Origin of the sequence: Mycobacterium sp. 48b (genome assembly GCF_048282725.1) — a bacterium.
Taxonomy (GTDB): Bacteria; Actinomycetota; Actinomycetes; order Mycobacteriales; family Mycobacteriaceae; genus Mycobacterium.
This window is the reverse complement of sequence record NZ_JBLVUL010000001.1, coordinates 582487-605100: the sequence shown is the minus strand read 5'-3', so window position 1 is coordinate 605100 and position 22614 is coordinate 582487. Positions and strand designations below refer to the sequence as shown.

The window sequence follows — 22614 nt, the reverse complement described above, 5'->3', positions numbered from 1 at the left end:
CAGGTTATCGCGGACCCCGGGCCTTGCGGCAAGGCCCCGGTGATGGCGCACAATCGCTGGCCGGAGCAAGCCACGGAGGAACAGGGAGCACGTGCCAGCTGACGATCACGATGTCGAAGTGCAGTCCGAACAGACCTATGTCGACGGGCTCTATACCCGCCTGGACGCCGAACGTGTCCGGGTGCGTGACCGGTACCGCGCCGCACTGCGTGAGCACGGCGGCAGCGCGGTGGAACGCGACGCCGAGGTGCTGGCGCTGGCGAAGGAAGCCAACCGGCTCGACGTAGCCGACAACGGCCTGTGCTTCGGACGGCTGGAAACCCTTGACGGAGAACATCTCTACATCGGCCGGCTGGGCATCTTCGACCGCGACGACGACTACGAGCCGCTGCTGCTGGACTGGCGGGCACCGTTGGCCCGGCCGTTCTACACCGCGACCGGGGCCAACCCGGAGAACATGCGCCGGCGCCGGCAGTTCCGCACGCTGGGGCACCGGATCCTCGATTTCACCGACGAGGTGCTGGGCCGGCCCACCGCGGGCGACGAAGGTGACGAGGACGCCGCACTGCTGGCCGCGGTGAACGCCCCCCGCGGTGAAGGCATGCGCGACATCGTCGCGACGATCCAGGCCGAGCAGGACGAGGTCATCCGCAACGAACACACCGGGGTGCTCGTGGTCGAGGGCGGCCCGGGCACCGGCAAGACCGTGGTCGCACTGCACCGGGTGGCCTACCTGCTCTACACCCACCGCGAGCGCATCGAACGCCACGGTGTCCTGGTGGTCGGGCCCAATGAGGCGTTCCTGCACCACATCGGCCGCGTGCTGCCCTCGCTGGGTGAGTCCGACGCGGTGTTCATGACGCCCGGCGACCTGGTGCCCGGTCTGCAGGTCACCGCCGAGGATGCCCCCGAAGTGGCCGCGCTCAAGGGGTCGTTGAAGATCCTCGACGTGCTGGCCGCCGCGGTGGCCGACCGCCAGGAGGTCCCGGACGAGCCGATCCTGATCGATCTGCCCGACGTCACGGTGCGCATCGACGCCGAGACCACAGAGTGGGCGATCCAGGAAGCCCGTGACACCGGGCTGCCGCACAACGAGGCCCGCCCCACGTTCCGCGACATCGTCACCTACGTGCTCACCGAACGTGCCGTCGCCCGCATCGGCAAGGGCTGGCTCACCCGTCAGGACAAGGCGGCGTGGGAGGAACTGCGGGCCAGCGTGGTCAGCGAGCTCGACGAGAACGCCGCGTTCGCCGCGGCACTCGATACGCTCTGGCCGATCCTGACCCCGGAAACCCTTCTGGCCCCATTGTATTCGTCACCAGAACGGCTGTCGGCAGCCGGCGCCGACCCTCGGCTGTTCCGCGCCGACGGCAGTGCCTGGACCATCTCGGACGTTCCCCTGCTCGACGAGCTGGTCGACCTGCTGGGCCGGGACAAGGCCGGCGAGGAGGCCGCGGAACGCGAACGCCGGGAGGAGGCCGCCTACGCCGCCGGGGTGCTCGACCTGATGATCGCTCGTGAGGATCTGATGGACGACGAAGACCACCTGCTGGCCAGCGATCTGATCGACGCCGAGGACCTGGCCGACCGGTTCCTCGAACGCGATACCCGCGAACTGGCCGAACGTGCTGCAGCCGACCGGGATTGGACCTACGGTCATGTTGTGGTCGACGAAGCCCAGGAACTGTCCGAGATGGACTGGCGGGTGCTGATGCGTCGTTGCCCCCGCCGGTCCTTCACCGTGGTCGGCGATCTGGCCCAGCGCCGCTCGGCGGCCGGTGCCCGGTCCTGGGACGCCATGCTCGAGCCGTACGTACCCGGCCGGTGGATCTACCGGACGCTGTCGGTCAACTACCGCACCCCGGCCGAGATCATGGCCGTCGCCGGGGCGCTACTTGCTGAGTTCGCACCCGGGGTCCAGCCACCGGAATCGGTGCGGGCATGTGGTGTGCAGCCCTGGTCGAAGCAGCTGACGGCCGCCGAAATCCCGGCTGCGGTAGAGGAATTCCTGCGGGACGAAGCCGAACGCGAGGGCACTTGTGTGGTGATCGGTCCGCCCGAGGTGCCCGGCGCGGTGGCCCCGTCGGAAACCAAGGGCCTCGAATTCGACGCAGTGCTCGTGGTGGAGCCCGCACACATCCTGGCCGACGGCGACCGCGGCGCCGCCGAGTTGTACGTCGCGCTCACCCGCGCAACGCAGCGCCTCGGCGTGCTGCACACCGAACCCCTACCCGACGCGCTGAACGGATTGGCCCATGTCTGACACCACGTGTGCGATCGTCGGCGGCGGCCCCGCCGGGATGATGCTCGGGCTGATCCTGGCCCGGTGCGGGGTGGCGGTCACCGCCATGGAGAAACACGAAGACTTCCTGCGCGATTTCCGCGGGGACACCGTGCATCCGAGCACCATGCGCCTGCTCGATGAGCTCGGGTTGTTCGGCGAGTTCGACAAAATCGACTACAGCAAGGTGGAGAAGGCCGAGATCCCGGTCGGCGGTAAGCCGGTGACGCTCGTCGACTTCCGCCGACTGCGCCAGCCACACCCGTATGTGGCCATGGTGCCGCAGTGGGATTTCCTCGACCTGCTGGCCGACGCCGGCCGAGATGAACCCAACTTCACGCTGCTGATGCGGACCGAGGTGACCGGGCTGCTGCGCGACGGCGAGCGCATCACCGGTGTGCGTTACACCAGCCCCGACGGCGACGGCGAGCTGCGCGCCGAACTCACCGTGGGCTGCGACGGGCGCACATCGGTGGTCCGGCGGGAGGCCGGCCTGAAGACCAAGGACTATCCGGTGCCGTTCGACGTCTGGTGGTTTCGAGTGCCGCGCACCGAGGACGGCCAGTACTCGCTCATCCCCCGCACCGGACCCGGTCGGGCGTTGATCATGATTCCTCGCGTCGGCTACTTCCAGGTGGCCTACCTGATCCCCAAGGGCAGCGACGCCACGCTGCGGGCCCGCGGAATCGACATCTTCAAAAGCGAACTCGCCGAGCTCATTCCCGAGGCCGATCCGGATGCCCTGTCCTGCTGGGACGACGTCAAACATCTCGACGTCCAGCTCAACCGGCTGCCCACCTGGTACCGGGCCGGACTGTTGTGCATCGGTGACGCGGCGCACGCCATGTCGCCGGCCGGCGGGGTCGGTATCAATGTCGCCATCCAGGACGCCGTTGCCACCGCCCGCCTGCTGTACCAACCGCTGCGCGAGCACCGGGTCAGCCAGAAGGATCTTGCTGCGGTCCAGCGCCGTCGCATCGTGCCCACCGCTGTGACACAAGGCTTTCAACGCATCCTGCACCGCCAGGTCCTGGAACCCGTGCTGGCCGGCGGTGAGATCACCCCGCCCGAAGCGCTTGGGAAGATCTTTCAGCTGCTGCCTCAACTCTCGGCGATCCCCGCGTACCTGGTGGGCACCGGGGTACGACCCGAACACATCCCCTCCCCGGCCCGCCGCTAGGCGCATATGGGAGGCAAACAGAACCCCGAGCAACGTCGACGCGAATTGTGCGATGCGGCAATCGCTCTGCTCGCCCGCGAGGGCATCAAGGGGGTCACCCACCTCAAGGTCGACCGCAAGGCCGGAGTTGCCGACGGGACCACGTCGTTCTACTTCCGCACCAGTTCGGCGTTGATCCGTGCGACCGCCAACCGCATCGCCGACCTCGACCTGGCCGATCTCACCGCGGCCACCCGCTCGGACAACGGCGCCGGCAGCCCCTCAGCGGCCGCCGGCCTGGCCCGGCTGGTGATCCGCTCCGGAACCGGTGCGCGCCTCCTCCGGAGCAAGGCCCGCTATGAGCTGGTGATGCCGTCCAGCCGGGACGCCGGCCTGGCCGAGGCATTCAGCCACAACCAACAACGGTTCTTCGAGCTGCACCGAGATGTCGTTGTCGCACTGTGCCCGGCCGACACCGATTCGGGCCTGATCGATGAAAAGGCCTACGTACTACTGACATTCATCAGCGGGCTGATGCTCGCCCTGGCTCGCGGCGACCGCACGATCAACTCCGCCGAAGAACTGCACGACATCATCACCGCGATCGTCGCGGCGGCCCCGGCCGGCTCACATGGCAAAGGAGTAGCCGCCGTTGACCGGTAGCGTCTGGCCGGTGATCCAGGAGCCGTGGTCACCGGCCAGCAGCACCGCAAGGTAGGCGACGTCCTCGGGCAGTCCGGGCCTGCGGATCGGATAGCGCGACAGGATCGCCTTGGCCTGCGGGGAATCGGCCATCTCAGCCCACAGCGGTTCGGTGAGCGGGGTACGCATGGTGCCCAGCGCAATGTTGTTGGCGGTGATGCCGTAGCGACCGTTCTCCAGCGCGATCGACCGGGTCAGGCCCGCGGCGCCGGCCTTGGCCGCCGCATACACCGCGCCACTGGCGTCCCCCGTCCGTCCAGCATCCGACACGATGGTCACGATCCGGCCCCATTGCCGTTCCACCATCGTCGGCAGCACGGCCCGCGTGCAGTTCAGCACGCCGTACAGGTTCACCTGCAGGAACGGGTCCCAGTCCGCGGGAGTGGTTTCGGCGAACGGCATCCGGGCGGCGAAGCCCTCGGCCCCGGCGTTGCCCGCATTGTTGACCAGGATGTCGATCGGGGCGGCTCCGTCGATCGCATCGGTGACCGCCTGATAGTCGGTGACGTCGAACGGCACCGCCAGCGCATCGCCGCCCGCTTCCCGCAGCTCTGCGGCCACAGCCTCGGCCCGCTCACCGCGGAGGTCATTGACCAGCACGGTGGCGCCCGCCGCGGCGAAGGCATCGGCCAGGCCCCGGCCGACACCCTGTCCGGCACCTGTGATCAGCACCCGGCGGTTCGACAGATCGAATTGCAGCGTCACCGTCTCTCTATACCAGTAGAGACTTGGAGGCTGTTCGGGCGGGGCGGGCTGCCATAGTCTGAGAGCTCGTCCAAAGGAGGAACCGATGAGCGACCACGACGTGCGGATGATCATTCTGTCGACCGACGACCTGGATGAGTCGATCCGCTTCTACACCGAGACGCTGGGAATGCCACTGAAGTTCCGCGATGGCGCCCACTTCGCCGCGCTCGACGGTGGATCGCTGACTCTCGCTCTGGCCACTTCGGTGGATCACCCGATCCCCGGTCAGGTCGTCGTCGGGATCAAGACCGCCGACGTCGACGGTGCCGCCAAGGCCATCGAGGAGAGCGGTGGCGGAATCATCAAGCATCCGTACGACGACGCTCACGAGCGCCGGGCCGTGGTCTATGACAACAAGGGCAACGGCCTGGTGTTCTACAGCCCGCTGGCGCGTTAGCCGGACCGAGCCGCGGCGTCGAGCAGAGTTTCGGCCAGCCGCGCCGCGGCCGGCGTCATCCGCTCGACCGGTGGCGCGGCGAGATAGACCTGCCATACCGCCGGGTCGCGCAGCACAACGGTCCGCAGATCGCCGAAGCGACGCGCCTCCGATGCCGGCATGAAGGCGGTACCCAGTCCGTTGCCGACCAGTTCGGCGATCGCGGCGAACCCGGCCGGGACCTCGTACTGCGTCTGCGGTTGCATGCCGGCGCGGTGAAATGCCTCGTCCATCAGCCGCCGCAGCCCGAATTCCGGTGGGAAGCCGACGAGTTCCTCGCCGGCCAGGTCCGCCAGGTCGAGACCGCGGCGCCGCGCCAACGCGTGGTCGTCGCGGCAGACGAACACCATCGGCTCCTCGAACAGCAGCTTCATGTCGAGCTGCGCCGGGAACCGGTTGGGCAGCGAGACCAGGGCCAGATCCAGCGAGCCCTCCAGAAGTGCCGCCAGATACGCCGACGCACCCGACTGGCTCAGCCTCAACCGCAGCCGGACGAAGGGATGCGCACGGTGGAAGTCACCGAGCGCACCGGCGACATCGACCGGCCCGTAGGAGATCAACGAACCGAATTCGACTGTGCCCATGAGAGACCCACGGAATTGACCGGCGGACTCGGCCGCCGCGCGGGCCGCGTGCAGCACCGCATAGGCGTGCGACCGGAAGGCCTCGCCCGCGGCGGTCAGGCTGATCCGTTGCCGCGACCGGTCGAACAACTCCACCCCGAGTTCGCGCTCCAGCTTTGCGATCGAGGTCGACAACGCCGACTGCACGACATGCGCCCGCTCGGCGGCACGGGTGAAACTCATCTCGCCGGCCACTGCGATGAAGTGTTCGATCTGTCGTAACTCCACCGTGTCAGCCTATCTATCTTGCCGATGGGGATCATCAGATTCAATCGTTGGACTTGATGCATCTGAACGGGTGAGATGGACCCCGAGACCCCGCGAGAAGGAGCAGCAACGGTGAATGGTTTGAGCAGAAGGAACTTCGGTTTCCTCACGGCGGCCGCCGCCGGAGCGGCGACACTCGCGGCCTGCGGCACCGCACCCGCGCCCACTCCCCCCGCCGGGCCTCCGGCCAAGCCCTCGCACACCATGAACCCGGTCAAGCAGATCGACGCCGGCGAGCTCAACGTCGGCTACACCGAGGCCGGTCCGTCGGATGGACAGCCGGTGATCCTGCTGCACGGCTGGCCCTACGACATCCACAGCTACGCCGACGCCTCGGCCCTGCTCGCCGATCAGGGCTTCCGGGTCATCGTGCCCCACCTGCGCGGCTTCGGGTCCACGCGGTTCCGCTCCGCCGGCACCGTACGCAACGGCCAGCAGGCCGCGCTGGCGCACGACGTCATCGCGCTGATGGATGCGCTGGACATCCCGAAGGCCGTGCTCGGTGGATACGACTGGGGCGGGCGCACCGCCAACAACGTCGCCGCCCTGTGGCCGCAACGCTGCGCGGGGCTGGTCGCGGTCAGCGGTTACATCACCGTGAACCTGGCCGCGAATCTGAAGCCGCTGCCACCGGAGGCCGAATTGGGTTGGTGGTACCAGTACTACTTCGCCACCCCGCGCGGTGAACTCGGCTACCGCGAGAACACCAAGGAGTTCAACAGGCTGATCTGGGCCAAGGCGTCACCTCTGTGGCATTTCGACGACGCCACCTACGACCTGTCGGCGGCGGCGTTCGACAACCCCGACCACGTCGACATCGTCGTGCACAACTACCGGTGGCGGCTCAGTCTGGCTCCCGGCGAGGCCCGCTACGACGGCGACGAGGCGCGGCTGGCGGGCAGGCCGGCCGTCACCGTGCCGACCATCACGATCGGGTCGGACTTCGACGGTGCCGCCAAGGACGGCAGCGGCTATCGCGCGCTCTATACCGGGCCCTACGAACACCGCATCCTCAACGGCATCGGACACAACGTGCCCCAGGAGGCACCCGAACAGTTCGCCGCGGCCATCGCCGACGTGAGCCGCATGGGTGGCCGCTGAAGCCCGTCAGGGGTACGGCCGTCCGGTCAGCTTGCGGATCGTGCGGATCTCACCGTCGCGATAGGGCCGCCCATCGGCGTGGAAGAGGTCGTGGAACCATTCCGCCGGCGGCGCCTTGTAGGGACGGTCCCAGGAATCCCACGGCAGGTAGGTCTGAGTCTTGCCCGCCACCAGGCCCCAGCTGTAGGCACCGACGTTGTGCCGTTTGGCAACGGGCAGTACACCCTCGACCGTGCTGCCCTCCCCACGAGCCAGATATTCGGTGCACATGATCGGACGCCCCATCGGCGCCAACTCGCCGATGCGGGCCTCGAAACCGGCCGGATGGTCATAGCTGTGGAAGGTCAGCACATCGGAGAGGTCGAGCTGCAGCGTCGCCATCCGGCTGCGCACCTTAGGGTCGGCCCACGGGCCGTCCCACACACCGCTGGTCAGCGGTTGCACCGGATTGACCGAGCGGGCCCAGCCGAACACCTGCGGCAGCAACTCTTCGACCAGCGCGACCTTGTCCTGCCGTTCCACCTCGCGGTAGTTGGCCGCGGGATTGTCCGGCTCGTTCCACAGGTCCCACCCGAGCACCCGGTCATCGTGGCGGAACTGGCTGATGACGCCGACGACGTACTCGCGCAACATGCGCCGGTACCGGTGATCGTCGAGGTTCTGCGCCCCCGGGCTCTGAACCCACACCGAGTTGTGGATCCCGGGCCGCGGCCGCCGCTGGCGCCCCAATCGGGGAAACGGATCCCAGCAGGAATCGAACAGCACGAACAGCGGTTTGATGCCGTGGCTGGAGGCCAGAGCAACGAATTGGGCCAGGCGGTTCTGAAAGCCCAAGTGGCCCTGGGCCCAGAGCTGGTCATGCAGGAACACCCGCACCGTGTTGAATCCGGCCAGCCGGGCGATGCGCAACTCATTGTCGATCCGCTGCGGGTCATAGGTCTCCGGCTGGAACATCTCCAGCTGATTGCCCGCATTGGACGGAATGAAGTTGGCGCCGACCAGCCAGCCCTGCGCGGCGTACCAGCGGTGCGCCCGCTCCGGTGACCAGCGGGCCCCGTGCCCGTCGATCTGTGCGTCGGCTCGCGGCGTCCTGGCCACCGACAAACCCGCGGTGAGCAGCAGCGAGAGCTTGAACGCGGCACGACGGCCCATACCGGCACCGTCGTCTTTCCTGTTGACCTGCATCACTTTACGAATCAAACGGCATCTCCCTGTGCGATCACTTGTGGCACCAAGGGGGTACCCGCCGAACCCGCGATCCAACTCCACGACGAGTCATCGACTGCGCAGTCACCGGTAGCGTTGCCGTCGTGGATCACCAAGACGGCGAGCAGGCCCCCGACACGGTTCCCGGCAAGATCGACGCCAGCCCGTTGACCGGCGTCTCGGAAACCGCACTGCTCACGCTGAACGGCCGGGCCGCTCAGGCCCGGCACCCCCATGCCATCATCGATGATCCCATGGCCGTCCATCTGGCCGACGCCATCGCCTTCGACTTCGACAAGTTCGGTCGACGCAAGGGCCAGGAGATGGCGCTGCGCTCGCTGGCCTTCGACACGGCGGCCCGGCAGTACCTGGGCGAACATCCATCCGCCACGGTCGTCGCGCTGGCCGAAGGGCTGCAGACGAGCTTCTGGCGGCTCGATGCGGCACTGCCCGACGCCCGGTTCCGTTGGCTGACCGTCGATTTCCCGCCGATCATCGAACTGCGTGAGCAGCTGCTGCCCGCATCCGACCGCATCGTCACCCGGGCCCAGTCAGCACTCGACTACAGCTGGATGGACGCGGTGGACCCGGCCGACGGGGTGTTCATCACCGCGGAGGGACTGCTGATGTACCTACAGCCCGAGGAAGCTCTCGGGCTGATCGCCGAGTGCGCCGGCCGTTTCCCGGGCGGGCAGATGATCTTCGACCTTCCGCCCACGCTGGTGAAGAAGTTTGCGCCGAAAGGCATGCGGTCCTCGAAGCACTACCGGGTGCCACCGATGCCGTTCAGCCTGTCACCGGCCCAGTTGGCGGACCTGGCCCATACCGTGCCTGGCATCAAAGCCGTGCACGATCTGCCGATGCCGCGCGGACGCGGCTGGTTCTTCCGCACCGCATTTCCGGCGTTCTGGCAGTTCAAGCCGACAAAACAGATCCGCGGCGCCTACACGCTGCTGGAGTTCGGCTGACTAGCCGCCTGCAGCGGCCGACCGGGCGCGTTCCCGCATCGAGGCGACGACGCCGCCGTCGTTGAGGATGTCCGTGCCGGTGAGGTAACCGGCCCGCTCACTGACGCAATAGGCCAACAGGTCCGCCATCTCCTCGGGCCTGCCCCACCGTGGCACGGCGGCGTCGGCGACCATCGCGCCCGCCCCGGCCTGCTCCTCCAGCCGGCCCATCTCGGTATCGATCGACCCCGGAGAAACCGAGACGATGCGCAGGCCACGACTGTTGAACCGCTCAGCCTGCGACGAGCTGTACCACTTCACGAACGCCTTGCTGATGGCATAGGAGATACCGGATCTCATGTCGTCGGGAGCTATGCCGCAGGCCGCCAGCATTTCACCGAGGAATCGGTCCTGGTCGTCCAGCGCCAACGGAAACTGCTGAGCGGGAATGACTTCCTCGGGCAGCAGGTGTGCCGCCATCGACGCCACGTTGACGATCGCCGCACCCTCGGTCGCGGTCGCGAAAAAGGCCTCGTTCACATGCAGCGTGCCCAACGCGTTGGTTCTCATCACGTACTCGGCATCACCCATGCTCGGGCTGACCCCGGCGGCGTGGACGACCGCGCCGACAGTGCCCACCCCGGCAGCGGTCGCCAGCAGCCGGTCCACGGCGTCGCGATCGGTGACGTCGGCATTGACGATCGTGGCCGCGATCCCCAGGTCCCCCAGGGCGGTGGCCGCGGCGTCGAGGCGATCCTGCCGGACATCGCACAGCACGACCGCCTGGTCCCGGCCGACGACCTTGGCCGTCGCCAATCCCATTCCACCCGCGCCGCCTGTGATCACCGTCACCTGTGTCATGGCTAGCACGGTAATACGGCTGATCCGCGGCCCGACTGCAGGGGGTCGTGCACCTGCTCAGTAGCCACCCGGGCGGGCCGCACCGGGATTTCCCCGGCAACCAAATCTGAGCGGCACGCTGTGCAGACGGACCGACCGGCATATAACGGGTAGTGATGACAGATGGCCCAACGATGACGCCGGCGAACCGTTGTCGATTGCCCGTAGCGGATCGCGCGCTATGACCTGCCCGTATTGCGGAACGCCACTCGGTGACAGCGACACCTGCGGCCGCTGTGGACAGATCCGGTCCAGGTCGACCGGTTGGCGCCCGGACCCCACGGCTCGCCACGAGGGCCGCTACTTCGTCACTGGGCATCCGACGAATCGGGTACGTGATGGCCGGACCACGTCAACCGATCCGGCCGGCGGCCGGATGCTGCCCGATTACCTCGAGTTGAAGACCGCGGGCATCCGGTCGACCTGGTTGGGAACCACCGCAGCAGCGGCAATCATCGTGATGACCGCCGCGGTGGTGTGGGTGCTGATGGTGGCGGGCCGCAGGCCGCCACCCCCTCCGGAAACCGGATACCTTGCAGCACTGCGGGATGCCGGTCTCAGCGATCAGTTCAATTCCGACGCCAACGCCGTCGCCTACGGCCGGCAGGTATGCCGCCGACTCGAAGACGGCGAGCCGCAACAGGGCCTGCAGGCCGACAAGATCGCCGTCGACACGTTCTGCCCGCATTTCTCCAAAGGTTTCCACGTGCTGGAAAAAGTCACGGTGAACGGCACTTTCGTCCTCTCCGACAACGCGGGGGCAGCGGGCATCGCCTCTGACGGAACGACATGCCAGGGCGCGAACGGATACTCCGATGTCAACGCAGGCACCCTCGTCACCGTCAAGAACGGCAAAGGCGCTGTCCTGGCGAGCACAACCCTGGGGCCGGGCAAGAGCGGCGATTCCAACTGCACGTTCTCCTTCACCGTGTCGCTGACTGAAGGCGAAGACCGCTACGTGTTGTCGGTCGGACATCGTGGCGAGTTCAGCTACAGCTTCGAACAGCTTGTGGCCAAAGGAATCCTGATGCAGTTGGGTCATTGACCTTTGCGAAGATCGCATTCCGCCGCAGAGTTTGCAGTTGATGCGTACCTGCTCAACACAGGACACGCACTCGGTTGGAAACGATGCGGTCACGAGTGCGGCTCGCTCACGTGTCGACCGCGCATCCATCTGAGAACTTGTCTGGACACGGGTTTCAGGTAGTTCTACGGTTCAGCTCGTCACAATTTTCATCGATGTAATTTTCCGCACGAACCAAGGGAGCTGATCGGGGATGGCCACCTTTGCTCACATCACGGTCAAAACTATTGTCAGCGCTGGATTGTGCGCGACCGCAGTAGGGGCCGCACTGGCGCTGAGCCCACACGCGGCAGCAGCGCTCCAACTCAAGACGGGCGGGTACAAGTGCCTTGACACCGCGGCCGGCGCGGCCGGCGCGGCGCCCGCCGCACCGTGTGCGGCTGCCGCGGTGGAAGCCGCAGGCGTCGTTCCCGCGGCGCCCGTCGCCGTCCCTCCCGTGCCCGTGGTGCCGCCACCCGTGGCCGTCCCGCCGGTGCCCCTCGCACCGCCGCCGGTCCCGGTTCCCCCGGTACCGCTGGCGCCGCCCGTCCCGGTCGTGCCTGCCGCAGCTCCCGTACCCGCCGCAGCACCCATTGCCGCTCCGGTGGCCGTGGCGGCAGGGACCGGAAAGGGCGTACCGACCGTTTCACCCGGGGGTGGGCCGGTTGCCGGGACACCCACACTGCCCGGCCCCGCGGACCAATCCCCCGCGGGCTAGTTCCACCACGCAGCGTCAGAAAGGCGCCTGGCTCGCGAGCCAGGCGCCTTTTCTGTGCCTCTTCGTCAACCATCAGCACCGCGGATCACTGCCTGATAGTGACTGCAATCCGCGGCGCTGAGTGCCGACACGGGCCAAGGCTCCCTGATCGTTGCGGGCCCGGTTCGACCGGCCCGCAGCAGGATTCGCTACTCCTGCACGATCACCGGATCTCCGATGTTGGCAGTGTTGAAGTACCACTCGGCCGCGGCCGGAATCAGGCTGATACAGCCATGACTGGTGTTGTCCAGTCCCATCGACGGAACAGCCCACGGCGCCGAATGCACGAACAGGCCACGGTGCGTGAAGCGAACCGCATAGTCCACGTCGAGGAGATAGCCGTCCGGCGCATCGACGGGAATGCCGACACTGCTCGAATCCATCTTCACCGTGCGGTCTTTGCCGAGGACGGTGTAGGTGCCGACGGGGGTCGGGTATTCCGGACGGCCCAGGGAGGCCAGCAGCACACCTGGTTCGCCGGCGTGCGGCAGATGATGCGGTGCAGGCAGAGCCACGGGCGGGTCTTCCCCCAACCCGTCGATGGTCACGGTGAAGGTGTGGTCGGAGATGTCGGCGACACCGATAACGGCTGGGCCGGTTTGGAATTCCGTCCGCAAACCGCCCACCGACAGCATCACGGTGCTGTGCGCCGGCCAGAACTGGGCGGGAGTCCACGACACGACGTTTGCGTCGAGCCACTCGTAGGTGCCGGTGCGCGCGGGCGTCGACTTCATCCCCAGTGCACGTTCGACGACCGACCGGTTGGAGATCGGGTTCTTGAACGTCACCACCACGGGATGGCCCACACCGACAACGGCGCCCTTGGCGGGCGCGATCGATTCGATGGTCGACGTCAGCGGCAGGCTGACCGCCGCCGTGTCGACGCTATCGGTACCGCCGGAGAAGAAGGTCATGGCGACTACGACCGCCACGAGAACACCCTGAAAAACCGCACGCATCAAATCGATCCCTCTGCGATGCCCCCATGATCTTGAACGATGTCATGGTATTGGCCCGCAGCGGCCCGAATGTGTAGTCACACGTAGACAATTCGGTCAAGCGTTCGTCACGTTTCGGCCACGGCGCCGGGGCCGGGGCGGTCGCACGTTGTGAACGCCGGGATCTCCGCAGCGTCAGTCCGCGACGACCTCATCGCGGGCGGCATTCAGCTTGAGGACGCGGGCGCACGACAGGGGAGTCACCAGAGCGGTGGTCCGCAGGCCCGCCTGGGGCGATCGCTGCGATTCCAGACCGGGTGTGTCGTCGTCTTCCTCAAGCCGATACGACGAGGGGTGCCTGCGCTTGGCCGCGGCGAGCTCACTCGAGTATCTCTGCGACGAACACCAGAGCGGATGCGTCGCCAACTCGATGACCGTCGAGCCGGCAGCTTTTGTCGCCATTTTCAATGACCTCCAGCGGAGCTTCACGACACGTCTACACAGTGGCAAGCGTGCTCGGCCAAGCTGAGACGATGCATCGAGTTGGCCGTGGACACATTAAGGATCGCTCTTAAACGGCGTTTACACACTAGAAAGAGCCTCGACAGAGACGTAATTCACACTCCCGGATTTGACATTTTCTGACGCGATGTTTGCTGCTTTCGCGGATCAAGCCGGACTGATCGAGCGATAAAGATCATCGCCGCCTGCGGTGCCAGCTACCGAAGTCAGGACGCAGCACCGAGAGCGCACCGAAACCGCCTCTGGCGGGGAGCCCAGAATCGCTGCATCTTCTTACATTCGCAAGAAACCTGCATGTAGGGCGTCTACATAAATTTAGGATGGGCGCCAGCGAACGCGCCGCCGTTAGCCCCGTCGATGCAGAATCGTTACCTATCATTTACCCTGTCCCGTGGCCGAGCTCCCCTGCTGGAACGTCAATTAGCTCGGTGAAGGGTGGTACGGCTGTGGATGCACATGATCCGAGCGTCGGAGAACATGCGCGTCCGACCGTGACTCGGGCGTCTCGCGCGTCCATCGAGAGCTGGCCGCTGCGGTGGAAGGTCGCCGCGACCCTGGTGTTGCCGATCCTGCTCGCGGCGACGTTCGGCGCAGTGCGTATCTACAACGAACTCTCGGCCGCATCGCGGTTGAACCTCGCATCCGACAACGCCGTGATCGTCGTACCCGCGGTGGAACTGGTCGACCGGCTCGACGGGCTGGCCTACGCAGCGGCATCGGGCGCGCCGCTCGACGAACCGCTCGCCCAGTTCGACGAGAGCGCCAAGTCCCTGGACGCGCTGATCTCGTCCGCCGAGTTCGACCCGGCCGTCGCCGCAGAGCTGACGACCGCATCCTCGACCGCCAAGACGTTGCGCGACGACATCACGTCGAGCCCACTGCCCCAGCGGGTGATCGCCGATCGGGCGTCCAACGTCGCGTCCGGCGTCGTCTCCGCGATCGCCACGACCACCAAGACCGTTGACGACCGCGCCGTGCGCCCGCTCGCGGACCAACTCGTGGATGCCCTCGCGGCCCAGAGAGCGCTGACGACGCAGCGCGTACTGATCGCCGCACCCGACTTCGCCGATTCGGACGAGCTGCGCACCGAGGCGGCCGACGCCGCGGGCGCGGAAGCGGCCGCCATCGACCGGCTCAACCGGCTGACCCCGACGGACGAAGTCGCGGCTCTGTCCAAGGAATCCGACGTTCGCCGCGACACATATACCCAACCGTCCGGCGACAGTGTGCAGACACCTGTGTTCACCGACTCGATGCACGCGAGTGTCGAGCAGTACCGCGCCATGACAGCGCGCCTGTCCTCCGACCTCGACGGCACGCTGCATCATCGGGCCAACGCGTTGCGGTCAGATGCCCTGCGTGACACCGCGATCATCCTCGGTGCCGTGCTGGCCGCCCTGGTCTTCGCGCTCGCGGTCGGCCGCTCCCTCATCCGGTCGATCGGCCGGCTGCGCCAGGGCGCACTGCAGGTCGCGCAGGTCGAGCTGCCCGAGGAGATCGAACGCCTCAGCAAGGGCGGCGGCATGCCGGAGATCCACACGTTGCCGTTCCGTACCAATGAAGAGGTCGGGCAGCTCGCCCGCGCGATCGACGACATCCACTCCCAGGCGGTGCGCCTGGCCAGCGAGCACGGTGTCCGCCTGCAGATCGGCGACATGTTCGAAACCCTGTCCCGCCGAAGCCGTTCACTCGTCGAAGAGCAGCTGGCACTCATCGAGACCCTCGAGCTCGACGAGGAAGATCCCATCCGGCTCGATCATCTCTTCCGCCTCGACCACCTTGCGACGCGCATGCGCCGCAACGGCGACAACCTGCTCGTCCTCGCCGACACCGTGGAACGCCACCGCACGTCAGCACCCGTCGCCCTGCCCGACATGCTGCGCGCCGCGATGTCCGAGGTCGAGGAGTACCGCCGGGTGCAGGTCGGGCACATGGCCGACGTCTCGATCGCCGGCTCGGCCGCAAGCGACATCGGCCACCTGATCGCCGAGCTGCTCGACAACGCCCTGCGCTACTCACCGCCGGACTCGCCGGTGCTGGTGACGGTCGGTCGCGCAGTCGACGCCGGCCTGCTGGTCGAGGTCGCCGACCGGGGACTGGGCATGTCCAAGGACGACTTGACCGCCGCGAACGAACGACTCGCGCTCGGCGGTGAGGTGACCTCCGAAACCGCCAAGCGGATGGGCCTTTTCGTGGTCGGGCGGTTGGCGCGACGCCATGAGGCCACCGTGCGGCTGCGTACCACCTCGGCGCTGACCGAGCGGCCCGGCGTGACCGCGAGCGTCCACCTTCCGGGCACGCTGGTCTCGCCCATCGGGATGGGCGAATCGCTCGACGATCTGCGGACCGGTTCGTTTACCGAATCGCGGCCGCGGGCCACCGCCAACGGCCGGGGTTCGGCGACCGGCGCCGGCACCGCGGCGCTCGCCGAGACGTACGGCTCGCCGGCAGCGACGCAGTCGCAGAGCGCATCGGACACCCCCGCCAGGGCGACCACCAACGGGCTGCCGAAACGATCGCCCGGTGCCAGCGGTGTCAACGGACATCCCGCGACCATCCCGGCCCCTGCTGCGGCCGCCGTCCCAGAGGAACCCGAACGCCGGCAACGCGGGAATCCCCTTTCCTACTTCACCTCGGGCAAATCCAGCCCGGACAATTCGACTCCGCCGAGCCCGGAACCGGCACCGGCACCCGCGCCCGCCAGGGAATCCGAGCAGCCGCACATCGAGCCGGAGAACTTGGAGAGTGCGCCCATCTTCGAGCGGATGGCCTCGGAGTGGCTGATGGATCCGACCGCGCCGGAATCGCGCAACCGCGTCTGGGCCAGCGCGGCCGACGCCGGCTGGGCAGCTGCGGCGAAGGCCGTCGAGCAGGAACCCAAGCGGCACACGGCATCCGGATTACCGATTCGCGAACGCGGAGCGCGGCTGGTGCCGGATGAGGCAAGATCGGAAACCCAGGCCAGGCCCGACGGCGGAAACGATCCCGCGGCGATCCGAGACATCCTCAGCCGACAGTTGGCGGGCGTACGCAGGGGCCGAGCAGAAACCGATGCAGCACACAGCCGAATCGAAGGAGATCGATGAACACCGGCACGCAACCACATGACCGGTCCGCGGGCTCTGCTGCAACGCCGTCAGGGAACCGGGGCACGCTGGACTGGTTCGTGTCCAACTTCGTGCGCGACGTACCGGGCGTGTCACACGCGATCCTGGTGTCGGCCGATGGTCTGCTGATGGCGTCGAACTCCCACCTCCCGGCCGATCGCGCCGAGCAATTGGCCGCTGTCACATCCGGTTTGGCGAGCTTGTCGACCGGTGCCGCCCGGCTGTTCGAGGCCGGGAACGTGCGCCAGTCGATCGTCGAGATGGACGACGGGTTCCTGCTGCTGATGGGGGTCGGCAACGGCTCGTACCTCGCCACCCTGGCCTCGACCACGTGCGACATCGGACAGGTCGGATACGAGATGGCACTGCTCGTCGACCGGGTCGGCAAGACCGTCGAGGCGACGCCGCGCGCCACACATGGGGCTCGATGACCCTGAGTATGGACAGACCTGAGCAGAAACAGTCCGCCAGCCGCGCGCGGCCGTACACCCTGACCGGCGGACGAACCCGCGCCCGGGTTGAGGTGCCGATCGAGGCTCCGGTTGAGGCCCTGCTGTCATCCGGCGAGCTCGACTGCGCGCCAGGCGACATCCCCGCCGTCATCGTGCGGCTGTGCGGCAGCCGGCCGTCCATCGCCGAGATCTCGGCGTACGCCGGTCTGCCCATCGGGGTGACCCGGGTGCTCGTGAGCGATCTGGTGGACAGCGGCCACCTTCGTGTTCACGCCACACTGACCGACCGCTCGACCGTTGCAGAACGGCGCCTACTGATCGAAAGGACCCTCAGTGGATTACGCGCACTCTGACTCCGGCCCCACGGTGTCGTCGACGAAGATCGTGATTGCCGGCGGCTTCGGCGTCGGCAAGACCACGTTCGTCGGCGCCGTGTCGGAGATCGTGCCGTTGCGCACCGAGGCTCTCGTCACGAACGCCTCGCAGGGCCACGACGACCTCGAGGCGATCCCCGGCAAGGAGACCACCACGGTCGCCATGGACTTCGGCCGCATCACCATCGCCGACGACCTGGTGCTGTACCTGTTCGGCACGCCCGGGCAACGGCGGTTCTGGTTCATGTGGGACGACCTGGTCCACGGCGCCATCGGTGCCGTGGTGCTCGTCGACACCCGCAGGCTCGAGGACAGCTTCGCGGCGGTCGACTTCTTCGAGGCCCGCAGCCTGCCGTTCCTCATCGCCGTCAACGAGTTCGACGACTCCCCGACCCACAGCATCGAAGAGCTGCGCGAGGCACTGTCCGTGTCCCCCAACGTCCCGATCATCAATGTCGACGCACGGGAACGTGATTCGGCGAAGAACGCGCTGATCGCCATCACCTCGTTCGCGCTGGAACGTCTTCCGTCGACAGCCTTCTAGATCCGCCGCCCGTCAGTCTCACAGTCTCGAGGAACCCGTCATGAACCACCAAGTACATCACTTCGACATGGGCCTCTGGCTGCTGTTCCTGGCGTACATCGTCTCGGTGACCGGCTCGGTGGTCGGCCTGGCCTGCACCCGTTGCGGTGCCACCGCGACCACCGGACGCGACCGGCTCCGCTGGTTGCTCATGGCCTCGATCGCCATCGGCGGCGTCGGCATCTGGCTGATGCACTTCATCGCGATGCTCGGCTTCGCGATCCCGAGCAGCATGGTCCGGTACCACCTCGGCTGGACGGTCGCCTCGGCCGTGATCGCGATCGCCGCCGTGTTCGTCGGGCTGATCACCATCGGCCGGGACTTCGATCTGCGCCGGCTCCTGGCCGGCGGCGTGATCACCGGACTGGCGGTCGCGGTCATGCACTACACCGGCATGTGGGCGGTCCAGATGCAGGGCACGATGACCTACGACACCACCCTTGTCGTCCTGTCCTTCGTGATCGCCGTGGTCGCGGCCACCGCAGCGCTGTGGTTCACCCAGGTCCTCGAATCACGCGGACTCCGCTTCGTCGCCGGCCTGGTGATGGGCGTGGCCGTCGTCGGCATGCACTACACCGGTATGGCCGCGGTGCGGGTGAATGTCGATCACACGATGCCGGTTCCCGGTGGGCCCGAAGTGTTCTCGTTCCTGTTCCCGGTCTTCGTGATCGGCCTGCTCGCACTCGTCGTTCCGATCACCGCCGTCATGCTGGCGCCCGATCGCGACGCCGAGGAGAACCAAGCCGAGCGGCCCGTGGCAGCCACGGCCGGCCGGCACCGCTAGGCCGGCGCGCACGGGCGCAACACTGCGCCACCCGATCGGAAAAACTGTCAGAATCTGACAGTTTTCGTCCGCGGTGACGCTCCGCGATGCCATGATGCGGTCGATGCTGGACAACCTTCTCCGCGCGGTATGCGTCGCGCTTCTCGTGGCCATCGCAGGATTGGGGCCGTCCGCGGCGGCCCACGCCGGGCTTCCACCGGGGTACGACACGCGCTTCGACATCTGGCCGACCGCGGTCGACAAGGCGCAATGCCGGCCGGGCGACCAGGTCGAGACCGGACTCCAGGGCGAGGTGCCGGTCGCCGACCGCGAGTCCCACCGCAGCGCGCAAGGCTACAACTGCAACATCGACCTGGTGGGCCAGTACCAGGGCACCGGCGCAGGCATCACGAGTGCTTCGTACAAGAACTGCACCTACGTCGGGTCCACCTGGCCCTACACCAACGGCGTCCAGGTGATCGACGCATCTGACCCCGCCCATCCCGTCCAGGCCGATCTGCTGACCGAGCCCGCGATGGTCGGCGGGACCTGGGAGTCCCTGAAAGTGCATGCGGGCCGGGGGTTGCTGGTCGGAACCGGTGTTCCCCTGTTGTTCGGCGGCGGCTACATCTCCGTCTACGACATCTCGCAAGACTGCCGGCACCCTCGGCTACTCAACGAGGGCGCCGGTTCCCTTCCCGGCGTACGGATCCCGATGCTGACCCACGAGGGCAGCTTCTCGCCCGACGGCAACACCTACTGGGCCGGGGGCATCATCTGGAACAGCGCGGTGGACATCACCGATCCGACCGCGCCGCACGTGGTGTGGAGCGCGCCGGTCGGCTGGGCCTCGCACGGCATGGGATTCGCGCCCGACGGCCGGACCATGTACATGTCGCAGTTCAGCGGATTGACGGTGCTCGACACCTCGGCCGTCCAGGACCGGGTGGCGCCCAATTTCACCATGCATCAACTGCTTCCGGCGTACAGCCACAAAGCCTGGGTGGACGGGCAGGAGGCCCAGCACAGCGTCTACGTGACCTACGGCGGCGTACCGCACATCTTCACCATCGACGAACTCGGTTCCGGGGGCGTCAAGCTGTTCGACGTCTCCGACCCCGCTGACCTCAAGCTGCGCAACATCATCAAACTCGAGATCAATCTTCCTGAACACATGGACAACTGGACGAGCAGCGGCGGATTCAACGGTGTGTTCGCCTACGACTCGCACTACTGCTCGGTGGACCGGCAGGACGACCCGACAGCTCTGGCCTGCGGATGGATCCAGTCGGGGATCCGGGTCTTCGACATCCGCGACCCCGAGCACATCACGGAACTCGCCTACTTCAACCCACCGGCGCAGTCCGACAAGAAGTACGAGGACCTGCCCAATTCGATTCACGTCTACAACCTCTCGGTCCTCGCGACCCCGCCGCTGACCGGAATCTTCGGCGTGGGGCGCGCTGCCCTCGACGGGAAGATCCAGCTTTCCGACATCGTGCTGGGCAACCGTCCGGGCTGGGGCCAGCCGGCCGATTTCTCCGCAGACTGGTGCATGTCACCGCCGGAGTTCCGGGGAAACCTGCTCTACGTCACGTGCTCGGACAACGGATTCATGACCCTCAAGCTCGACCCGGCCGTCTACCCGCCACGATGAGCGCGTCCGGACCCGCCCGAATATTCGCCGCCGTCGTCGTGATCGCCGCCGCCGCGTTCCTCGGTGCGTTCGCCGAATCCCACCGGCACGGCAGCGCACCGCCACTGATGTCCGAGACCGACGTGGCCTTCGCGCAGATGATGATGACGCACCATCAGCAGGCGATCACCATCTGCGACCTGCTCAGTGCCGATGCCGCTCCCGAAATACGCACTCTCGCAGACCAGATCAGACTCCAGCAGCAGGCGGAGGTCGGCACCATGATCGGCTGGTTGCAGATGGCCGGCCAGCCACTCAACCCCACGGCGCCACCAGCGACCGCCGGGCACGGTATGTCCCATCACCACGACACCGGACAACCCACCGGCATGCAGATGGGCATGGCGTCGCCCGATGAACTGGCTCGTCTTCGGCACGCGACAGGCCGCGCCAACGAAGCCCTGTTTCTCCAATTGATGACCCGGCATCATCAGGGCGGCGCCGAGATGGCCTTCGACGAGACCCGCGACGGCTCCAACGAGACGATCCGGCGTACCGCGCTGGCCATGGTCGGCGAGCAGACACAGGAGATCCAGCTGATGGAACACCTGATGAAATCGCGGGATGCCACACCGCTTCCCTACCCGTGAGGCGCTAACCCCAGTAGGAGAAGTTGCAGACGGGCTTCACCTCGGTCTTGAACGAGACCAGTTTGTCGCCATCCATCGTGATCGTGCAGGTGAGCGCGGCACTTCCGCCGTCGGCGGCAACCTCTGACTCCAGCTTGTCGTAGACGGAGTACTGCTTTTCCCACGGCAGCGTCACGTCCGATTCGGTTTGTTCGGCGCCACCGTTGATCCGGTAACGGATCGTCACCGGCGCGGTTCCTCCGAGAACCTTCATGACCGCGGTACCGACCGGTGCACCGGTCGGCTCCGCCGCTTCGGGTGACTCGGACGCGGTCGTCGCGTCGGCGGTCTTCGCCACCGGGGTTCCCGTGGTCGTCGTGCATCCCGCGGCCACCACCGCGGCGGAGACGACACTGACGGTTATCCCGGCGAGACCCCTGAGCGGACGCATACCTGAGACTACGACGCCGGGGCGGGCCCGGATCGCGTATCGCGACAGGTGATCGAGCCGGTCAGGACGCGATCAGATCGTCAATCTGGTTGATCGCCAACGAAGCACCCTCGACCACACCCATGTCCAGCACCTGCTGAAGCGCTTCGGCGGACTCGTAGGTGCTCACGTAGATCGCGCGGGTGCCGCCGTCATGTTCGGCGAAGGTGTAGACGTTTCTGGACACCGGCATCTCGGGGTTCGGGTTGAAATCCTGATCGGCGAACCCGTCGTCGAAGGAGAAGCTCCTCGGCTCGTCGACGGCCGTCACGGCCCAGTATCCCGCGTGCTTGTCCCCCTCCGGGCCGGTCATGAAATAGGTGACGCGGCCACCGGGCGTCAGGCTGTGGTCGACCACGGTCGCCGGGTAGGTCGGCGGCCCCCACACCTTCTCCAGCTGGCGCGGATCGGCGTAGACCTGCCAGATGCGCTGCACCGGCGCCGCGAAATCGGCGGTGATCGTCAGCGTCAGATTGTCGAGGTCGTGTTTGACATCGGTCACGGGCATGGTTCAGTCCTCCTTGGGATCGGATGCGATCAGTTCATCGATGCGTGCGATGCGGCCACGCCAAACCTGTTCCAGCTCAGTCAACATGGACGCCACCGACCGCACTGCCTCCACGTCGCCACTGGCCAGCTGCTCACGGCCATTGCGCCGCTTGGTGATCAGTCCGGCCTTCTCCAGCACGGCAACGTGCTTTTGCACCGCGGCGAAGCTCATGTCGTACTTCGCCGCGAGCACCGAGACCGAGTGCTCGCCCGCCAAGACCCGGCGCATGATGTCTCGCCTGGTCCGATCGGCGAGTGCGTGGAACAGGGCATCCGCCCGGTCCTCGTCGCTCTCGGTCACCACACCAACATACAACCAATCGGTTGTATGTTGTCAAGAGATTCGTGCAAAATCTGTGACTGGCATCACACGTTGTCATAT

Annotated in this window: 24 protein-coding genes; 15 read left to right on the top strand and 9 right to left on the bottom strand. The window is 66.9% G+C overall.

Translation table 11 applies throughout. The annotated features are described in order from the left end of the window. The first annotated feature begins 91 nt into the window (after nt 1-91). Genes helR through ACNQR1_RS02785 form a run of 3 tightly spaced genes read left to right on the top strand, consistent with a single transcriptional unit; the run spans nt 92 to nt 4103 of the window. Nucleotides 92-2263, top strand: a complete 2172-nt coding sequence (helR, locus tag ACNQR1_RS02795) for an RNA polymerase recycling motor ATPase HelR (RefSeq protein ID WP_418043847.1) — start codon at nt 92-94, stop codon at nt 2261-2263. Further along, on the top strand, nt 2256-3461 hold the full coding sequence (locus tag ACNQR1_RS02790) for an FAD-dependent oxidoreductase (protein WP_418043846.1): 1206 nt from the start codon (nt 2256-2258) through the stop codon (nt 3459-3461). The genes helR and ACNQR1_RS02790 overlap by 8 nt, the downstream gene beginning before the upstream one ends. Nucleotides 3462-3467: 6 nt before the next feature. Further along, nucleotides 3468-4103 carry a TetR/AcrR family transcriptional regulator gene (locus ACNQR1_RS02785; protein ID WP_418043845.1) on the top strand — a complete coding sequence of 212 codons (636 nt, stop codon included), beginning with the start codon at nt 3468-3470 and terminating at the stop codon, nt 4101-4103. On the opposite strand, the gene ACNQR1_RS02780 is transcribed toward ACNQR1_RS02785, so the two are convergent. Then, the gene (locus ACNQR1_RS02780; RefSeq protein ID WP_418043844.1) at nt 4068-4847 is read right to left on the bottom strand and encodes an SDR family NAD(P)-dependent oxidoreductase; all 780 of its coding nucleotides are present in this window, start codon (nt 4845-4847) and stop codon (nt 4068-4070) included. The genes ACNQR1_RS02785 and ACNQR1_RS02780 overlap by 36 nt on opposite strands. Before the next feature lie 85 nt (nt 4848-4932). Between ACNQR1_RS02780 and ACNQR1_RS02775 the strand changes: the two genes are divergently transcribed. Further along, nucleotides 4933-5286 (top strand): VOC family protein, encoded by a 354-nt coding sequence (locus ACNQR1_RS02775; protein ID WP_036443520.1) that lies wholly within the window; start codon nt 4933-4935, stop codon nt 5284-5286. Here ACNQR1_RS02775 and ACNQR1_RS02770 read toward each other — a convergent pair. Next, the gene (locus ACNQR1_RS02770) at nt 5283-6176 is read right to left on the bottom strand and encodes a LysR family transcriptional regulator (protein ID WP_418043843.1); all 894 of its coding nucleotides are present in this window, start codon (nt 6174-6176) and stop codon (nt 5283-5285) included. The genes ACNQR1_RS02775 and ACNQR1_RS02770 overlap by 4 nt on opposite strands. Nucleotides 6177-6251: 75 nt before the next feature. Between ACNQR1_RS02770 and ACNQR1_RS02765 the strand changes: the two genes are divergently transcribed. After that, nucleotides 6252-7316: an alpha/beta fold hydrolase gene (locus ACNQR1_RS02765; protein ID WP_418043842.1), complete on the top strand. Its 1065-nt coding sequence runs from the start codon at nt 6252-6254 to the stop codon at nt 7314-7316. A gap of 6 nt (nt 7317-7322) precedes the next feature. Here ACNQR1_RS02765 and ACNQR1_RS02760 read toward each other — a convergent pair whose 3' ends face one another. After that, nucleotides 7323-8468, bottom strand: coding sequence for a 1,4-beta-xylanase (locus ACNQR1_RS02760; RefSeq protein WP_418043841.1), 1146 nt, complete (start codon nt 8466-8468; stop codon nt 7323-7325). A gap of 158 nt (nt 8469-8626) precedes the next feature. Between ACNQR1_RS02760 and ACNQR1_RS02755 the strand changes: the two genes are divergently transcribed. Further along, nucleotides 8627-9490 (top strand): class I SAM-dependent methyltransferase, encoded by an 864-nt coding sequence (locus tag ACNQR1_RS02755; RefSeq protein ID WP_418043840.1) that lies wholly within the window; start codon nt 8627-8629, stop codon nt 9488-9490. Here the strand turns inward: ACNQR1_RS02755 and ACNQR1_RS02750 are convergent, their stop codons facing one another. After that, the gene (locus ACNQR1_RS02750) at nt 9491-10330 is read right to left on the bottom strand and encodes an SDR family oxidoreductase (RefSeq protein ID WP_418043839.1); all 840 of its coding nucleotides are present in this window, start codon (nt 10328-10330) and stop codon (nt 9491-9493) included. Nucleotides 10331-10550: 220 nt separating this feature from the next. Here ACNQR1_RS02750 and ACNQR1_RS02745 point away from each other — a divergent pair, with 220 nt between their 5' ends. Next, nucleotides 10551-11414 carry a DUF732 domain-containing protein gene (locus ACNQR1_RS02745; RefSeq protein ID WP_418043838.1) on the top strand — a complete coding sequence of 288 codons (864 nt, stop codon included), beginning with the start codon at nt 10551-10553 and terminating at the stop codon, nt 11412-11414. Between the two features lie 232 nt (nt 11415-11646). Beyond that, entirely contained in the window at nt 11647-12150 is a 504-nt protein-coding gene (locus tag ACNQR1_RS02740) for a hypothetical protein (protein ID WP_418043837.1), read from the top strand. Between the two features lie 188 nt (nt 12151-12338). Here ACNQR1_RS02740 and ACNQR1_RS02735 read toward each other — a convergent pair whose 3' ends face one another. Further along, nucleotides 12339-13148, bottom strand: a complete 810-nt coding sequence (locus ACNQR1_RS02735) for a L,D-transpeptidase (RefSeq protein ID WP_418043836.1) — start codon at nt 13146-13148, stop codon at nt 12339-12341. Between the two features lie 174 nt (nt 13149-13322). Continuing rightward, nucleotides 13323-13589: a hypothetical protein gene (locus ACNQR1_RS02730; RefSeq protein WP_418043835.1), complete on the bottom strand. Its 267-nt coding sequence runs from the start codon at nt 13587-13589 to the stop codon at nt 13323-13325. Between the two features lie 551 nt (nt 13590-14140). Here ACNQR1_RS02730 and ACNQR1_RS02725 point away from each other — a divergent pair. The 7 genes from ACNQR1_RS02725 to ACNQR1_RS02695 all read left to right on the top strand — a co-directional run bounded on the left by ACNQR1_RS02725 (nt 14141) and on the right by ACNQR1_RS02695 (nt 21214). Then, nucleotides 14141-16735 (top strand): ATP-binding protein, encoded by a 2595-nt coding sequence (locus ACNQR1_RS02725; RefSeq protein WP_418043834.1) that lies wholly within the window; start codon nt 14141-14143, stop codon nt 16733-16735. Beyond that, the gene (locus tag ACNQR1_RS02720; protein WP_418043833.1) at nt 16732-17187 is read left to right on the top strand and encodes a roadblock/LC7 domain-containing protein; all 456 of its coding nucleotides are present in this window, start codon (nt 16732-16734) and stop codon (nt 17185-17187) included. The genes ACNQR1_RS02725 and ACNQR1_RS02720 overlap by 4 nt, the downstream gene beginning before the upstream one ends. After that, nucleotides 17184-17561: a DUF742 domain-containing protein gene (locus tag ACNQR1_RS02715; RefSeq protein WP_110917870.1), complete on the top strand. Its 378-nt coding sequence runs from the start codon at nt 17184-17186 to the stop codon at nt 17559-17561. The genes ACNQR1_RS02720 and ACNQR1_RS02715 overlap by 4 nt, the downstream gene beginning before the upstream one ends. Beyond that, nucleotides 17542-18126, top strand: a complete 585-nt coding sequence (locus ACNQR1_RS02710) for a GTP-binding protein (RefSeq protein WP_418043832.1) — start codon at nt 17542-17544, stop codon at nt 18124-18126. The genes ACNQR1_RS02715 and ACNQR1_RS02710 overlap by 20 nt, the downstream gene beginning before the upstream one ends. A gap of 40 nt (nt 18127-18166) precedes the next feature. After that, nucleotides 18167-18949 carry an MHYT domain-containing protein gene (locus ACNQR1_RS02705; protein ID WP_418043831.1) on the top strand — a complete coding sequence of 261 codons (783 nt, stop codon included), beginning with the start codon at nt 18167-18169 and terminating at the stop codon, nt 18947-18949. A 103-nt stretch (nt 18950-19052) separates the two neighbouring features. Then, nucleotides 19053-20585: an LVIVD repeat-containing protein gene (locus tag ACNQR1_RS02700; protein ID WP_418043830.1), complete on the top strand. Its 1533-nt coding sequence runs from the start codon at nt 19053-19055 to the stop codon at nt 20583-20585. Further along, entirely contained in the window at nt 20582-21214 is a 633-nt protein-coding gene (locus ACNQR1_RS02695; RefSeq protein WP_418043829.1) for a DUF305 domain-containing protein, read from the top strand. Before ACNQR1_RS02700 ends, ACNQR1_RS02695 begins: the two co-directional genes overlap by 4 nt. A gap of 4 nt (nt 21215-21218) precedes the next feature. Here the strand turns inward: ACNQR1_RS02695 and ACNQR1_RS02690 are convergent, their stop codons facing one another. The 3 genes from ACNQR1_RS02690 to ACNQR1_RS02680 form a co-directional block, all read right to left on the bottom strand. Further along, nucleotides 21219-21644 carry a hypothetical protein gene (locus ACNQR1_RS02690; RefSeq protein ID WP_418043828.1) on the bottom strand — a complete coding sequence of 142 codons (426 nt, stop codon included), beginning with the start codon at nt 21642-21644 and terminating at the stop codon, nt 21219-21221. Nucleotides 21645-21705: 61 nt separating this feature from the next. After that, nucleotides 21706-22191, bottom strand: a complete 486-nt coding sequence (locus ACNQR1_RS02685) for an SRPBCC family protein (protein WP_418043827.1) — start codon at nt 22189-22191, stop codon at nt 21706-21708. A gap of 3 nt (nt 22192-22194) precedes the next feature. Next, complete coding sequence (locus ACNQR1_RS02680; protein ID WP_055119049.1) at nt 22195-22533, bottom strand: ArsR/SmtB family transcription factor; 339 nt, start codon at nt 22531-22533, stop codon at nt 22195-22197. Nucleotides 22534-22614: the final 81 nt, after the last annotated feature.